A 15,875-nucleotide genomic window follows, 5' to 3' on the forward strand; every position below is an offset into this window, starting at 1 on the left:
CCCCACTCCCCACTCCCTACTCCCCACTCCCTACTCCCCAATTAATCAATGACCAAAGTCTCGCAACAGCCAAATTTTAGACTGCTACTAATTTGGGTCATTATGATCGCAGGTTGCTGTGGGCTATTGCTCAATTTATATCGGCTGCAAGTAGCAGAAGCACCGATGCTGAAAGAAAAGGCAAGTAAGCAGCAAATGGTTTACATGCGGCCTTTTGTACCCCGCCGTGCGATTATCGATCGTAACGACAATATTTTAGCAACGGATCGTAAAGTTTATACACTCTACGCCCACCCCAAATTATTCAAGATTTCCAAAGAGAAAGTAGCGGGATTGGTAGCACCAATTCTGAATAAATCCCCAACTAACTTGGAAAAACTATTTAATAAACAACGTAGCGGGATTCTCCTCAACTATACTTTAACGGAAGATTTAGCAGATAAAATTGCTAGACTGAGCCTTGATGGTTTAGAGCTAATTCAAAAATATTCTCGTCTTTATCCCCAACAAGATTTAGCTGCCGATATAGTAGGCTATGTGGATGTAGATCATCGAGGACAAGCGGGAATTGAATATTCTCAGCAGAATTTATTAGAAAGAGAAGTAAAAACACTCCGACTCAACCGCGCTGGCAATGGTACTTTAATGCCGGATCATATTCCCGAAGGTTTTCTCCACTTTGACGATTTACAGTTAAAACTAACTATTGATAGTCGCCTACAAAGGGCGGCGCGTGCTGCACTGAAGGAAAAAATTAAGGAGTTTAATGCGAAACGGGGCATTGTAATCGTTATGGATGCACTGGATGGCTCCTTGTTATCTCTAGTTTCAGAGCCAACCTATAACCCAAATCGCTATTCTGATTTTGATGTAAGTTTGTTTAAAAATTGGGGGCTGACAGATTTATATGAACCGGGTTCCACATTTAAACCTTTAAATGTTGCCATAGCTTTAGAAGCGGGTGCTATTGAACCAGATAGCCTATTCAACGATCCAGGTTCAGTTCAAATCGGGAAGTGGGTTATTTCTAATTTTGATAAAATGGGTCATGGTACAATTAGTGTAGCTAAAATTTTAGAGACTTCTAGTAATGTTGGCATGGTGCGGATTATCCAACGGATGAAGCCGGAGGTTTATTATAGTTGGTTGGAAAGAATGGGTTTGGGGCAAAAAGTGGGGACGGATTTGCCTTTTGAAGGCTCTGGACATATCAAGAATCAGCAAGAGTTTATCTCATCGCCAATAGAACCTGCAACTACATCTTTTGGCCAGGGTTTTTCTTTAACTCCCCTACAATTAGCTCAACTACATGCTTCTTTAGCCAATGGCGGCAAATTAGTAATGCCCCATGTTGTTCAAGGGCTATTTGATAGCAAGGGACAATTATACTGGCAACCGAGACTTACTACTCCACGTCCGATTTTTTCCCCCACAACAACCCAATCTGTATTGGAAATGATGGAAAATGTGGTGAAGAAGGGTACTGGGAAAAATGCTCAAATACCGGGGTATCGGATTGGTGGGAAAACGGGAACAGCTCAGAAAGCTAGTCCCAGAGGGGGATATTATAGTAATGCGAAAATTACTAGTTTTGTGGGGATTTTGAGTATAGATTCTCCCCGCTATGTGGTATTAGCTGTAGTTGATGAACCCAAGGGGGAGGCATTTGGTTCAACAGTGGCAGCACCAATTGTTAAATCGGTAATGGAGGCACTGATTGCGATGGAGAGAATTCCTCCTAGTGAGGCAGTGGGGAATGGGGAAGAGGGAGGAGAGTTTTGAGGAATGAGGAATGAGTTTTTAATTCAAAACTTAGAACTCATAACTTATAATTTATCTAAGGGATATCTCATTTTTTTTATAACTGATAACTTGCACTCCTTGTAAATCTTTCCCGCACAACATCCTGATAAAACGCTTCCAAACCAGCCACACAAGCCTTATCCTCATATAAAGAGTCATGACGCTCTTTCATCCGTGCTGAAATTTCCTGTCGCCAAGGTGAATCCAAACCTAACTTAACAGCAATCTCAACATATTCAACTTCACTTTGGGCAATTGTATCTGTCACTCCTAGCATTTTCAGGAAGCTATCGGTGTGACGGCCTCGCATAAATTCACCGGGACAAGTTACAATGGGTAGATTACAGGCAATTGCTTCTAAACTCGTATTTCCTCCAGACCAAGTAATTGTATCTAAATACACATCTGAAAGTTGATTAATTGCCAGATAATTCTCTCTACCAAGAATAGTGCGGAAAACACAGTAATCCTCACTATTCAACCCGGCTTTAGCAAAGGCACGTTTTAGACGAGGTTTCAGTAATTCTCCCCGTAAAAATAGGAATTGTGCTTGAGGAACCTGACAAGCAATTTCTGGTAAAATAAAATCATATTGTGGTAAATATTTAAACGGTGCTTGGCAACATAAATAAATAACCGCATCTTCCCTTAAATCAAAATATGCTCTCGTTTTGCTTAGGGGAGGAATATAAGGTTTGGGGTAAGCTACACCAATATTGGGTAAGCGAATTAAGGTTTCTGTATAATGTTCTACAGCATTTTCTGGTTCCATTAATTCGCTAGATAAAAAGTAATCTATCGTTGGTAATCCCGTGGTAACCGGATGTCCCCAAGCTACACATTGTATGGGAGCAAGCCTTAACCCCGCCATTGCCATAGTAGGAGCATCCATGCCAATTTCTGGAAATATAAGGATATGGAGTTCATCGGTAATGATTTGTTGGCTAATCGCTTCTAAACTCAACGGAATGTGATGAAAGACATCACTATATTCTCTGAATTTTTCGGTAACTAAATCTGGACTATTTCCCGTATAATAGCAGTATATTTCAAAACGATCGCGATCGCAGTAACCCAGCCATCCCTTTAGCCACCATGTTCCGCTATAGGAGTGGAGGTAAGCCGAAACATAGCCAATCCGAATTTTTTGATTATCCTTCAGAGGTGGCAGAGGTTTTGACTCAATCCACTGAGGATAATTCGCTGCCATAATCCGATGGACTAAGTTTCCATACTGACGCTGTAACTCGATATCATTTTGTGCTTGATAGCCAAGGGAAAAGTTTGTCAAGCGACTAATCCCAGCTAAAGCTTCTTGTTTTTCTGCTGAGGTTTCCTGAATCAGAGTTTGCAATCCATCTATAAATCGTTGACGATAGAAGCCAATCTCATTTTCCTCATTATAAATACTGGGAATGAGTAAATATTTTAGTAGAGTAAAAGTATAGTTATCAGGCAGGAAGTCTGAAGCACGATTCGCACATTTAATCGCTTCCTCAATACGTCGATTTACCTGGAGATCTATAATTAGATGAAAATGCAGCCTACCATCTTGGGGATAAATTTGAATTCCCGCCTCTAATGTACTGAAATATTCCTCTAGCAAGTTATTCTGTCTGAAGCACTGACTCAATCGCCAGTAAACTTCAGCATCTCCTGCTTGTAAGTCGATGACTTGCTGATATGGCTGAATTGCCGCTTGCCATTTTCCCTCCTGAAAGAGTTGATTAGCTAAATTTATAAGCAACTTTTCTTTGCCTATTTCTGGCAATTCATCCAGTCTATAAGCTGGAATAGATTCTTGTATCTCCTGACTTTCTTTATCTAAAATAATCCGACAATGTATAGAAGGTAATAATACCTGCCATCCCTCCATTGTTAAAGGAGGAAGTAATATAATTTCTGGTGCTTCAGCTACATCCCAATCCTCTGTCATCAGCAAATTCATTGTGACACTAGATAACATTAGATTTGCTTCGTTTTCCGAAGTATTGCTGATATCGATGAAGAGACTAATCTGACTGGATTCGGGGTGAGTAATTATAGTTGTAATAACTTGTGCTAACTCTTGATAGATAGACTCTTCCTCTTGTTGCCAATCAGGGAAGATAACAAAATTAATAGCGCCTAACTTAATTAATGTCCAGTTTCCCGTTACTAATTGTACTCCTCTCATCTGAGGTATTGTATCAATCGTTAAAATCGGTAAATTGTCCTCTGTTAGCTGTTCAATTGCAGTTGCATCTTCCACCTCCAAGCTAATCCTTCCTTGCAAGCGAGGTAAAAGTGTCTCCCACTGAATTTTATTTAAACTTCCCACTGACGATATTGCGATTTCTTCAGTAATATCTAAATCATTTTCCATTAGGAGATTCATCGCTACTCCAGATAGGAATAGATTCGCATCTTCTTCAGCAATATCTCCCCTATATACTAGTATAGCGATCCGACTCCGATCGGGATGATTTGCTATTACACTGAATATTTGTCCTAATTCTACCCCTAAATCTTCTTCCGAGCTACACCAATCAGGGAAAATAATAAGATTAATATCATTAAGGTTGACAGGTAAAATAGCAGCATCAATTAAAGCCGCACTTACCTTATCAGCCATCCCCAACCAAGAAAACTTTTTCGCCTGAGTCAAACCTGCTGCAATTAAAGTGTTCCTTACTGTCGGCTTTTGCACTTCACCAAGAGCATTAGCCATACCTTCCACATCATTATCTTTAACATAAATAGCGGCTTCTCCAGCTACTTCCGGAATGGAAGCATTAGGGCAAGTAATAATTGGACATCCGCAAGCCATTGCTTCTAATACAGGTAATCCAAATCCTTCATATAGAGATGGATAGACTAAAGCCACAGCACCAGAATAAGCTACCCGCAACTCTTCATCACTGAGGTGTAGCATATAAATACTTGTCCCCACCGTATAGTTTCTTAATTCTTCCGGTAAAAAACCGCCACTTCCCGTACAAACAATGGCAAAACCTTCTTTGCTATAGAGGGAAGCAAAGGCTTGAAAAAATAACTCTGAATTCTTATAATTACTCCCGATCCCGACGGCTATAAAATAAGGCTTGACAATACCATATTTGGTTTTAAATTGATTGATTTCTACCTCAGTTGCTGGTGAGAAGCTTTTGTCAACACCACATTGAGCAACTGTGATAGATTCTAAAGGAATATGGGGAAAAAACTTCGCCAAATCCCTAGCTGTATTATGGGAAATCGCAATATAAGCAGAAGCGTGTTCAATTCCATAGTGCTTCTCTCGCCACATGGGTTCCTCAAAATCCGCACCCAATACTTCTGGAATCATGTCATAAGCCATGAATACAGAAGGAGTGGAGATAGGAGTGGTGTAATAAGTGGAAATGAATAAATCTGCACCCTCTTCATCACAGATTTGCTGTAACATTTCTCGATCCGCATCAGTTGCGCTATAGTCGTGAGGTGGGATGAGACGATAGCGGATACCGGGAATTTTGGGTGCAGTTTCGGCGCGATCCAGAACTATGATATGTTGGGCAAAACCGTTGGCTGCCCATTCTTTTAGTATGGAACGCCATAGGCGGGCAATTCCGGTTTGATAGCGTTGGAAGAATATGCCGTCAAGTAGAATTGTTTGGTCGTTTTGCCAGTAAGAATTATCCTTTATTTGACTAGACTCTATCTTTACTGACTCTTGCTTATTACTAATTTGCTCAACAGCTTTTAAGAAGTCATGCTGTAAAAGCGACACCTTATTAATCGCTGGTAATTGTCCTTTTGCCAATTGTTCAAATAAATCGTCCGGCAATTCTTTTTCTGTTAGTAAATGTAGAGACGAACCATTCGAGTATAAATTGAGATTAAACTTATCAGCAATTATAGACAGAGCTTTAGCTGTGTAGAGTGAAACATGTTGACCTTCGTGAAGCACGTAGTACCACCACTCATCAGGTTTAGGATTGCTTTCTGGTAGCAATTCTGTACTCAATAAAATATTTCTGGAAATTTTTAACAATTCTTTCAGCTCATCTATGGGGTTAACCAGATGTTCAAATACTTCAAATGCCGTCACTAATTCAAAATGGTTATTTCCGGCTGCATCAATCTCAAATCCTTGAGCAAATATATTTTGACAAAACTTGTCGAGCCAGTAAAAGTCAAATCCTGCATCTCTCATCAGCCTGACAAATAAACCGTAGCCACCGCCGTAGTCAAGAAATTTTGCTTGATGATTAAAGAAGTTAAATAATAAATTTTGGGTAACTTGTGAAAATGACAAATTTCTATACGCTAAACCGACATCACTGCTCGCTATCGGCTGAGAATAAGCCTCGCCTAGCCAGTATGGTTCCTCCGTTTGAACAAATCCGCACTTTGAACATTGAAAATAATCTACATCATATTTACTCAGAACTTGCCCCTTGGCAAAATGAGCTGAATCTGATTCGCAAACTTTGCATTTCATAGGAATAGCGTTGAGCAACTTCCGAACTTCAGGAAGTAAATCTTGATGATTCCATTCTTGTAAACTTAGCTGGGTGATGTTGGGTATATAGTAATGAGGCAGCCCATCTCTGGGATTATCCTTCATATATATTTGAACTTTTTCTTGTCTTTGAGATTCACTCTTGACTAACAAATCTAAATGATATACGCACAAGTCTAACAATGCTTTGCCTGGTTGCGTCAGTCCATGAATGTTCTCGTGGATTTGACCCCTGTAAGTTATAGACTGATTATATCTAAATATCCGACGCTGCCAGTCAGGACAATGAGGACTACTTGATACATAATAATTCTTGCTGAAAGGACTAATCCATTTCCGAGTAATCAAAAAATTATCTGTTTCTGCGGTACTGCCATTTAATTTTAGCTGCCGGAGGAAGTCTAAAGTTTTTTGATCTATAAATTCATCTGAATCAATTACAAATACCCAGTCCGTTTGAATTTCTTGTAGGTAAACATTTCGCTGTTGAGAGTGATTCTCTTTCCAGGGTGAGTGGATAATTTTAGCTCCATAAGAGGCAGCTATTTGACAAGTAGAGTCTGTGCTGCCGCCATCAACTATTATTAGTTCCTCATAAACTTTTCCCAGAGATTCCAAAGCTATAGCTAAAGTTTTTTCTGAATTTTGTACCATCATGCAAACCGATAGAGTCTGCATTGGTGATGAAGGCAATGCCCTGCTAAACCTAACCCCATGTTGGGTAGAACTTGAATTTGGGTTTTTAACGGCAGCCTTCTGCTCACCTAATTGCTGTTTTCGAGACTTGCTGGTTGTCTCAATTTCTTTGTTTTCATTAGCAACACGATTTATTGGTGCTTGGCTTTCTTTTTGCGGTTTTTCCAAGATAGTAAGAATACCGTTGTTAGCAAATTGTGTTCTACCTGGATAAAGCTGTTCTAAATTTTCTTGAATGATCTTTTCAATATTTATTATCCCTATGGATTCTAATCGCTTTACTGCAAATGAACTTTGATCAATAAATTTAACATAGTCTTCAGTAAAAAAACGATTAATATGCGGAGAGTTATAGACATAATAGACAATAGAGTCTGCTGTTTCCTTGTCAGTATACTGATACAAGTAACGGCATAGTTCTGGAGGTCTCATCAGTAAATGTCCCCACGGCGGAATTGGAGAATTCTGAAAGTTGAAAGTTTTTCCCTGGTTAGGTTCAGTTATGGGGGGTAAGTGATGTTCGTCATGAGCTGACCAAATTGGTGTAAATACAGAAAATAGCTGACCTCCCGGTTTCAGAGCCAAAAACATTTTTTCTAAAGCTAAAGAAAATTTATGGATGTGTTCAAAAGCAGCGATTGAGAAAATTAAATCGTATTTTTGGTAGTACGCGGGCGGTAATTCTTCGATATAGCCAGCAAAAAAGTTATAATTACTCAACTCTCTATCGGTAAAACTAAAAGCAGAATAGTCTACTTTGCCAAGCTTAGATCCTTCAGCAGCACTGGCAACCCTATCTAGATAAACTTCAAAATCAGGAGCTTCTAGGGCAGACCAAGACTTAACATTTAGATGATCTAGTACAAATTCTTTAGGTAAACTTCCTCCTACTTCGAGAACATCTTTACCTTCAAATCCAACCAGTTGTTGACACCAGTAAGCAAAAGGAACATGGTAGCTGAGGTTGAACTGAGCTTGACACTCTGAAATATTGGATTCAGTTAATTTTTTCGTCATTGATTTGACCTCGGCTATAGCTATATTGTTGAGGTATTAGCGATCGCTCCCTACACCCACTTCCTGTTTCAACTTCTCCAACAACACTTTATACTCTTTATCCTCCGGATTCAACTTCACCAACTTCTCCAAAGGCTCAATCGCACTTTTCACCTCCTTCATCTCCAACCGCGTATCCACCAACCCTTTCAGCGCTACCTGATTTTCTGGTTCCCGCTGCAAAACCAACTCATAACCCTTTGCTTTCTCTTCTAGCTGTTTATTTACCAAAGCTGCCTCATTTTTACCGCTTTCCTGTGGTTTCTGTAAAGCACTGCTAAACAAACCAAATAACCCATACCCAGTAGAGGCTACGAAAGCCACCATTGAAAATAAGAGGAAAATTCGCTGGAGTGGTTTTGTTTCGGACATACTGTAAAGAAGTGTGAAGGCTAGCTTGCTACTGCACTATTTCTGGCGAAGAGCCAAGCGCTACCCTTAATTTACCCACTTTTCTGTAAATAGCGATCAGCTCACTTCTGATCTTGCGATCAAAAATATCATATCACTAAATAGTTAACCTTCCTTCAAAGCCTGAATAAACTCCGTAACAGCATCGTATTGGTCGAAGTAAGTCACGTACTTGACTAACAAAGCAACGTCTAACTCCGGCAACAATTCACTGCGCTCGACTTTTTCGTACTCCTCCCTTAAATAATAAATGCTCAATACTCCATCCTCCCAAAACCAAACTTCAGGTATCCCCAATCGTTTGTACAGTTGCAGTTTATCAATCCCGCCACTAGTGAATATAACTTCGAGCGCCAAATCGGGAATTGCCTTTTTAGTCTGCAAATTATACGACTCATCAGGCTCTTTTCTTGCCCCTAGTTCTTCACTTCCCAAAGTCGGCCCACCCTTGACATAAAACCGGATGCCCTTTTCTCTCATGTATGCTTCTACCAAAAGACCAATGGTACTCTTCGATTCTTCATGTTCGGGGCTAACTGTCATAATTTCTAAAATCCCATCTAAGTAAGCAAATTTGATACCATCGAAAGAGTTAAAAGCGGCCTCTAACGATTCAAATTGCGACCAACTCACTCCTTTCAGAGTCAGGCAGCTATCGGTAATTGAGTTTTTGACTGCTGTTTGTATCATAATTTTATCCCGATCAATTTTTTAGTTTAATCTTTTGACAGCCCAACTGCTTTCTCAATTTTACTAATTTTCATTTCCGATCGCACCATATCCAACTCTACCAGATGCGATCTGCTTGCGACCGTGCTTTGCAGAGCAGCCAATAGTATATCTGAGTCCGATACCTTCTTCAACTACCCAACCAATCCTTTGCCAAAAGATAGTTGTGATAACTTCAAGAAATCGGCGAGCTAGTAGTCAAAGTCATTTATCCCGATCAAAGCTATCTTTATTTTTCCTGTATAGCATTACGAAACTCAACAATAGCATCATATTGATCGGGCATTTTAATATAAGTTGCTAATAAATCTAAATCTAAATCCGGTAAAAACTGACTCCGTGTAACTTCCTCATACTTACCATCTTGTAAAGAGTACAAACGAAACTGCTCGTTCTGCCAAAACCAGACTTCAGGAACCCCTAAGCCGGAATAAACTTCTAATTTATCAATTGTGCCACTAGTAATAATAACTTCTATGGCGAAATCGGGAAACTCTTTTACCCTGCCAAAACAATAACTTTCATCGGGTTCCAATCCTCGCTCTTTTGCCTTTTTGCGATAAGTTGTTGAACCACATCCATAAAGTCTGATGTTTTTTTCTAGAGAGGAAAGTTCAATCAGACGGGCAATTGTTGTTTTGCTAGTTTCCTGTTCAGGTGATGGCATAAAAAGTTCCAGAGTTCCTTTCAAGTAAGTCATGCGCAATCCAGGATAATTATCCATAGTTGCCCTGAGAATCTCGTATTCCTGCCAAGTTACTCCAGACAAGGTAAATCTCTGTTATTCAATAACTTTTCTAGTTTGTTTTTCTAAAAGATCTGAATTCATGGGTCATTATCCTTGCGATACTTTAACTATAAACTCGATGGTATTATTTTATAATCTGGCACTAGGATTATATTCCATTTTTTTTCTATGACAATTCTCCAAACTCCTCTCGATAACGCGCTAGCAAAGATTCTAGTTCGTCCGCCCGTTGCTTTTCCGCTGTTAAAGCTGAAGCCAATTCATCGGGAATTAATAATTTCTCTCCATTATCTTCCCGGTAAAACCCAATCAATTCACCCTCTATTTCTAACCGCAGTTGCAATACTTCGCTGCGATTATCTCTAATTAATTGATACCCTTCTTCTCCCAGTCTATACCCCCGTAATTTCTCAGTAATCCATTCACCTTTCGGATCGAATAACCAATATTCCTGAACTTCTAAACTTTCGTACAAGTCTTTTTTGTGATTTTGATCTTCCGACTTAGTGCCTGGTGATGTCATTTCAAAAATCGCTTTCGGCACCTGCCCCTCTTCCCAGATTTTATAATTATCTCTGCCACCAGATTCCACGTCAAAAATTACCATCACATCAGGTGCGACACGGACTTTTGGGAAACCTTGAGCGTAGTATAAAAATTGGTTGCCTAACACAGTAGCTCTACGGCCTGCGAGGTGTTGTTTTAAGACCTCTAATGTAGTTAATATTGCGTAAACATGGTCGTAAGTTTCTGCCACTGGTTCTCCATCAGCGCTGGGGTATACTATATCAGTTTTGGGGGTGGTAACGACTACTGTCACGAGCGTGGTTCCTGCGAGCTGTGGCTCTATTATAAACCTTTACGTTTGAGCCACCCTGCTCTACCTGTCGCAATAAGGATCAGTTTGCTGACTCACTTTGCGATCGCGTTTGGCTCAGAAACCCTCCTTACATCCGCTGGTGAAGTCGGGTTTCTGAATATCCTAGTTTATCGGGTGCGATCGCTACAGCAGTTTTGCGATCGCTATTCTTTCAGTCCCCGTTGTCTAATAACTACTAAGGCAAAGAATACACTGAAGTTTAAATTTGGTTAGTATTAAGAAACCCTCCTTACATCCGCTGGTGAAGTCGGGTTTCTGGATAGACTTATTCAAGAAGTCTGGTATTATGACAATTCTCCAAACTCCTCTCGATAACGCGCTAGCAAAGCTTCGAGTTCATTAGCCCGTTGACTTTCAGCTTCAGCTCGTTGACTTTCAGCTTCAGCCCGTTGACTTTCCGCTTCTGCTCGTTGCTTTTCGGCTTCTGCACGTTGCTTTTCCACTTCAGCACGTTGACTTTCGGCTTCTGCACGTTGCTTTTCCGCTGTTAAAGCTGAAGCCAATTCATCGGGAATCAATAATTTCTCTCCATTATCTTCCCGATAAAATCCAATCAGTTTCCCCTCTATTTCTAGCCGCAGTTGTAAGACTTCACTGCGATTATCTCTAATTAATTGATACCCTTCTTCTCCCAGTCTATACCCCCGTAATTTCTCAGTAATCCATTCACCTTTCGGATCGAATAACCAATATTCCTGAACTTCTAAACTTTCGTACAAGTCTTTTTTGTGATTTTGATCTTCCGACTTAGTGCCTGGTGATGTCATTTCAAAAATCGCTTTCGGCACCTGCCCCTCTTCCCAAATTTTATAATTATCTCTCCCACCAGGTTCCACGTCAAAAATTACCATTACATCCGGTGCGACGCGGAGTTTTGGGAAACCTTGAGCATAGTATAAAAATTGGTTGCCTAACACAGTAGCTTTACGGTGTGCCAGGTATTGTTTTAAAACCTCTAAAGTGGTTAATATTGCGTAAACATGGTCGTAAGTTTCTGCCAATGGTTCTCCATCACCGCTGGGGTATATGATATCAGTTTTGAAGGTGGTAACGACTGCTGTCATGGTCGTGCTTCCTGTGAGTTATAGAGCTATTATAAACCTTTTGTCTGTGGTACTTCTTGGATTAGATACCCGACTTCTTCAAGAAGTCGGGTATCTGGAAGTTCTGTTTTTACCTTAGTCCACTTAATACCTTTTATCCTCCGGCAATTCTCCAAACTCCTCTCGATAACGCGCTAGCAAAGATTCGAGTTCAGCCGCACGTTGACTTTCGGCTTCTGCACGTTGCTTTTCGGCTTCTGCACGTTGACTTTCGGCTTCTGCACGTTGCCTTTCCGCTTGAAAAGCTGGTGCCCATTCATCGGGAATCAATAATTTCTCTCCGTTATCTTCCCGATAAAACCCAATCACTTTTCCTTCTATTTCTAACCGCAGTTGCAATACTTCGCTGCGATTATCTCTAATTAATTGATACCCTTCTTCTCCCAGTCTATACCCCCGTAATTTCTCAGTAATCCATTCACCTTTCGGATCAAATAACCAATATTCCTGAACTTCTATCCCCTCATACAAGTCTTTTTTATTATTTTGATCTTCCGACTTAGTACCTGGTGATGTGATTTCAAAAATCACTTTCGGCACTTCACCTTCTGACCAGATTTTATAATTATCTCTCCCACCAGGTTCCACATCAAAAATCACCATCACATCGGGTGCTACGCGCAATTTTGGGAAACCTTGGGCGTAGTATAAAAATTGGTTTGCTAAAACAGTAGCTTGACGGTGTGCGAGGTATTGTTTTAAGACTGCTAAAGTAGTGAAGATTGCATAAACATGGTCGTAAGTTTCTGCCACTGGTTCTCCATCAGCGCTAGGGTATATGATTTCAAAAGTTTTGAGGGTGGGAACGACTGCTGTCATGGTCGTGCTTCCTGTGAGTTATAGAGCTATTATAAACTTTTTTGCTTATAAGAATAAAACCCCGCTCCAGGTTACCTGGGGCGGGGTTTTATATCTATTTAAGGCAAACAATGTTCCTGCCTAATTGAGTAAATCGTCCTATCGGATTTAGGGATTAACCACCATAGAAAACACCATCTGCAAGGCCGCGTCCGTTGTTGTAATCATCCAGTTTATCGTGGATGACACTACCTGCATCAACACCATAAGTAACAGAGTTATTCAAGTTATAGGGACTAGGCAAGCCCGATGCACTTGAAATACCTGTGTTCCAGTAAGAAGAACTAGACGTAATCCGAGGAGTCTGTGAATTCGGTGTCTCGTTACCCGTCAACCCTTGCAGGTAGCCATCGCCTTTGCCATTGCCATTTTGATCTGGCGTTAAGGCTTGCAGCCAGTTAATTCCTTCTTTAAGGTAATAGCGAGCATCCTGATCCGTTGGATTAGCGGTATCAATCGGGTTGGCAGCGAGATAATTCAGCCAGCTAGCCACTAAATCGCGTCCGAGGGTGTACCGAACATCTTGACCATTGGGGTGCATCGAGGAATCAACAATCTGGAGTGCCTGGGCACGGGTGTAGAAGAGGGTATCTTCCCCTGTATCGGTCATACCATTCCGGTTGAAATCACCGATGAGGAGTCCCACACCATACTGTCCGGTAACTGGGTCGAGGACTTTTCCAGGTTGTGCAGAGTTGGTATAGGGTGCGAATAGGAGATCGCTATCAGGGAAATTCGGCTCTGTTTTTTGTGACGGTTCGTTGCCTTGGATACCATCCCAGAATTTCTGCCATTTGCTGTTTTGCCAGAAACCAGGAGTGCGGACACCGGGAGCGGCAAGCACTGTGTCAGTGTCGGTGGCACTGTTGTTATTAGGATTGGTGTCGGTGAAACCAGTCGGAGCAGTTACCGTAGCCGTGTTGACCACAGAAGTGCTACCCCCTGAGACAGATTGGAAAATATCCAAAGACTTAATCTTGAAGTTATCGTTGTTCGACGAGTCGTCCGTCCGAGCGGCGATAACTAGAGTGTTGCCAGCGATTTTAGTAGCATTGAGATTGGCCGAGCGATCGCTGCTGCTGCTGGTAGTATTGATTTCACTAAACCCAAAGCTATTCAGAACTGAGTCACTTAAGGTTAAGTGATTATTGAAAGGATCGCTAAAGTTACCAATCCACACAGTCGCATCACTATCACCCACAACTGAATCCAAGAAAGCTTTATCGACAATCACCGATTCGGAGAATTCAAACAGGACGTAGTTATCACGACCGTTATTATCCACGCGATGGGTGCCGTTATCACCATTTCCTTCGCTGCTGTCGGTAACGCCTAATCCACTGCTGAAGCTGCCAAGGAAAGCACTACTCCAAGTGCCAGAAGTAGAGCGACTAAAAGCACTCGCCTTGACTGAAACACCACTGGCTGAGAAGGTTCGGATATTGCCATCTGGACCATCAAGGGCACTATCGCCCTGGAGGTTAATCTTGGTGGGTGTATAAGCGAGAGGATTGGCTGCTATCGTACCCATCACCGTGTAGGTAATGCTGCTCCCCGATGTTAGAGTCACTAGATCGTTGATATTGCCTGTTCCACTGGCTTCATTCCCCGTGGCTCCCCCATTTGCCACACTAGTCCAAGTGACACCTGTGAGATTATTGGGGATGGTATCGCTCACTAGCGCGTCAGTGGCAGTACCAGAACCGTTGTTGCTGACAACAATGGTGTAGGTCAATTTCTGTCCCGGCGTTACTGTAGTTACACCATCAGTCTTGGTAATCGACAGGTCACCAGTTGGGGCGACAATTGTGTCAGTGTCAGTGGCACTGTTGTTATTAGGATTGGTGTCGATAAAACCATTCGGGGCAGTCACTGTAGCAGTGTTAGTCAGAGTAGTACCAGAAGCAGTCGTTGCCTTCCAGACCAAGTAATCGTTATTGGTTCCGGCTGTGTTTGGCCCAGCAACAAAGAACAGGTACTGCGCATTCTTATCAAAACTGGCTGACTGAGTTAAACCTAAAATATTGCCTTCAACGCTGCTGCCGAAATCGCCATACTGGAACGTAAATTTCGTAGTCAGCGTGTTCAGGGTAGGAGTAGCCGAGTTAGACCAATAGAGAGTACCCTTTTCCGCTCCCCCGGAACCACCGCCATCAAGGGACGATACCCAAAGCGATGTCCATTGCTCCCCGGCAGTTTTGGTCAGCCGGATTACTTCTTGGTTTAGCTGATTGCTTAACTCGTTTACATCACCACCACTCGTGATGGGATTGGGTTCGCCATTAGACCACACCCCAAGTCCATGATCGTTGGTTTCATTCCGTTGCCAAAGGACAGTGTTGGTCGTTTGATAGCCGCTGTTTATGTAGAATGCGTCTGCTTTCACACCATTAACAGTAACTGTCTGACCTAGATTAGTATCGTCAGTACCCAGACCAAAGTCAGAGAGCTTGTTGGTGATAGCGTTAGCAGCTACAGTACCCATCACCGTGTAGGTAATGCTGCTCCCCGATGTCAGAGTCACTAGATCGTTGATATTTCCCGTTCCACTGGCTTGATTGTCTGTGGCTCCCCCTGCTGCTACGCTGGTCCACATCACGTTGGTGAGAGTGGTTGGGATGGTATCGCTCACCAGTGCGTTGGTGGCGGTATTCGGACCATTGTTGCTGACTACGATGGTGTAGGTCACCTTCTGTCCCGGCGATACAGTGGTCAAACCGTCAGTCTTGGTAATCGACAAGTCACCATTTAGGCGCTCATCAACGAAGTTATTACCTGTGGAATTACCACCTGCTGGGAGGGTAACATCAATCAAATTATCGTTAGGTGCATCCGTATCGGAGACATCACTATAACCTCCGAGGTTAGTTTGCTTGACGATATATGTCCCTGCGGGTTGGTTGGTAAAGCTGTAATTACCGGAAGCATCGGTGGTGGTGCTGGCAATTACGGTTGTGCCAGATAGTAATTCGATGGTGACACCTGAGAGATTTACATCTCCACTATCGTTATTGTCGATATCTTCTTTGACGTTGCCACTGATTGTACCGAGACGCTCATCAACGAAGTTATTACCTGTGGAATTACCACCTGCTGGGAGGGTAACAT

10 protein-coding genes are annotated in these 15,875 nt (G+C 41.9%); 2 read left to right on the forward strand and 8 right to left on the reverse strand.

What is annotated here, in order from left to right; all coding sequences use genetic code 11:
- Positions 1–48 precede the first annotated feature (48 nt).
- A complete protein-coding gene (locus tag NJ959_RS09195) occupies positions 49–1,782 on the forward strand; it encodes a peptidoglycan D,D-transpeptidase FtsI family protein (protein ID WP_254011458.1) in 1,734 nt (577 codons plus the stop codon).
- A gap of 76 nt (positions 1,783–1,858) precedes the next feature.
- Here NJ959_RS09195 and NJ959_RS09200 read toward each other — a convergent pair whose 3' ends face one another.
- The 5 genes from NJ959_RS09200 to NJ959_RS09220 form a co-directional block, all read right to left on the reverse strand.
- Complete coding sequence (locus NJ959_RS09200; RefSeq protein WP_254011459.1) at positions 1,859–7,999, reverse strand: O-linked N-acetylglucosamine transferase family protein; 6,141 nt, start codon at positions 7,997–7,999, stop codon at positions 1,859–1,861.
- Positions 8,000–8,035: 36 nt separating this feature from the next.
- Entirely contained in the window at positions 8,036–8,410 is a 375-nt protein-coding gene (locus tag NJ959_RS09205; protein ID WP_254011460.1) for a tetratricopeptide repeat protein, read from the reverse strand.
- 144 nt (positions 8,411–8,554) lie between these two features.
- Complete coding sequence (locus tag NJ959_RS09210) at positions 8,555–9,139, reverse strand: Uma2 family endonuclease (protein ID WP_254011461.1); 585 nt, start codon at positions 9,137–9,139, stop codon at positions 8,555–8,557.
- 268 nt (positions 9,140–9,407) lie between these two features.
- A complete protein-coding gene (locus NJ959_RS09215; RefSeq protein WP_254011462.1) occupies positions 9,408–9,947 on the reverse strand; it encodes a Uma2 family endonuclease in 540 nt (179 codons plus the stop codon).
- A 145-nt stretch (positions 9,948–10,092) separates the two neighbouring features.
- Positions 10,093–10,746 carry a Uma2 family endonuclease gene (locus NJ959_RS09220; protein WP_254011463.1) on the reverse strand — a complete coding sequence of 218 codons (654 nt, stop codon included), beginning with the start codon at positions 10,744–10,746 and terminating at the stop codon, positions 10,093–10,095.
- 84 nt (positions 10,747–10,830) lie between these two features.
- On the opposite strand from NJ959_RS09220, the gene NJ959_RS09225 reads away from it, so the two are divergent.
- Positions 10,831–11,019 (forward strand): hypothetical protein, encoded by a 189-nt coding sequence (locus NJ959_RS09225; RefSeq protein WP_254011464.1) that lies wholly within the window; start codon positions 10,831–10,833, stop codon positions 11,017–11,019.
- A gap of 71 nt (positions 11,020–11,090) precedes the next feature.
- Here the strand turns inward: NJ959_RS09225 and NJ959_RS09230 are convergent, their stop codons facing one another.
- The 3 genes from NJ959_RS09230 to NJ959_RS09240 all read right to left on the reverse strand — a co-directional run.
- Positions 11,091–11,870 (reverse strand): Uma2 family endonuclease, encoded by a 780-nt coding sequence (locus tag NJ959_RS09230; protein ID WP_254011465.1) that lies wholly within the window; start codon positions 11,868–11,870, stop codon positions 11,091–11,093.
- A gap of 123 nt (positions 11,871–11,993) precedes the next feature.
- Positions 11,994–12,728 (reverse strand): Uma2 family endonuclease, encoded by a 735-nt coding sequence (locus NJ959_RS09235; protein ID WP_254011466.1) that lies wholly within the window; start codon positions 12,726–12,728, stop codon positions 11,994–11,996.
- Between the two features lie 154 nt (positions 12,729–12,882).
- Positions 12,883–15,875, reverse strand: a 2,993-nt coding sequence (locus tag NJ959_RS09240; protein ID WP_254011467.1) for an SdrD B-like domain-containing protein, incomplete at its 5' end; no start/stop codon positions are given.

Source organism: Limnofasciculus baicalensis BBK-W-15 (assembly GCF_024178385.1).
Lineage (GTDB): Bacteria > Cyanobacteriota > Cyanobacteriia > Cyanobacteriales > Coleofasciculaceae > Limnofasciculus > Limnofasciculus baicalensis.

Bases quoted from the DNA above. Each gene is read 5' to 3' on its own strand.
- NJ959_RS09195 (WP_254011458.1), top strand. From the start codon at position 49: ATGACCAAAGTCTCGCAACAGCCAAATTTTAGACTGCTACTAATTTGG.
- NJ959_RS09200 (WP_254011459.1), bottom strand. From the start codon at position 7,999: ATGACGAAAAAATTAACTGAATCCAATATTTCAGAGTGTCAAGCTCAG.
- NJ959_RS09205 (WP_254011460.1), bottom strand. From the start codon at position 8,410: ATGTCCGAAACAAAACCACTCCAGCGAATTTTCCTCTTATTTTCAATG.
- NJ959_RS09210 (WP_254011461.1), bottom strand. From the start codon at position 9,139: ATGATACAAACAGCAGTCAAAAACTCAATTACCGATAGCTGCCTGACT.
- NJ959_RS09230 (WP_254011465.1), bottom strand. From the start codon at position 11,870: ATGACAGCAGTCGTTACCACCTTCAAAACTGATATCATATACCCCAGC.
- NJ959_RS09235 (WP_254011466.1), bottom strand. From the start codon at position 12,728: ATGACAGCAGTCGTTCCCACCCTCAAAACTTTTGAAATCATATACCCT.